Raw genomic sequence first — 553 nt, forward strand, 5'->3', positions numbered from 1 at the left:
GCCGCCGGCACCAGCGCCACGCTCTACTCCAGCAGCACCGGCACGAGCGGTCTCTCCTGCACGTCGTCGAAGTTCGTCGCCTCGGTCGTCGACAACCCGGCCGCGCCTGGTACGGCCACCGAGTCGGTCACCGAGCACACCTTCGACGCCAGCAGTTGCACCAGCAACGTCATCGGCGTGCTCGGCGTCACCAGCATCAAGGTCGACAACCTGCCCTACACCTCGGCCGTGGGCTCCGACGGCTCGGTCACCATCACCCCGCCCGCCGGCTCGACCATCCAGACAACCGTCGTACTGCGCACGCTCCTCGGCAGCATCACCTGTGTCTACCGGGCGCCCAGCCTGTCCGGCACGGCCGACAACGCCGACAACAGCATCGCGTTCAGCAAGCAGCAGTTCACGAAGTTCTCCGGCTCGTCGCTGTGCTTCAGCAACGGATTCTTCACCGCCAAGTACGCCCCGGTCACCGACACGACGCAGACCGACAGCCCGGTGGTCTTCGTCAACTGACGCCGGACGGCGGCCTTCACACGAACGCCTGTGGGGCGGGGAG

At 67.3% G+C, this 553-nt stretch carries 1 protein-coding gene; it reads left to right on the forward strand.

Annotation, left to right across the window (positions count from 1 at the left end; all coding sequences use genetic code 11):
- Nucleotides 1-510 (forward strand): hypothetical protein (locus AOK17_RS40335; protein WP_055617606.1); only part of this gene is annotated, 510 nt, incomplete at its 5' end.
- Between the last annotated feature and the right edge of the window lie 43 nt (nucleotides 511-553).

It is taken from the genome of Streptomyces phaeochromogenes, assembly GCF_001418655.1.
In the GTDB taxonomy this organism is placed as follows: domain Bacteria; phylum Actinomycetota; class Actinomycetes; order Streptomycetales; family Streptomycetaceae; genus Streptomyces; species Streptomyces phaeochromogenes.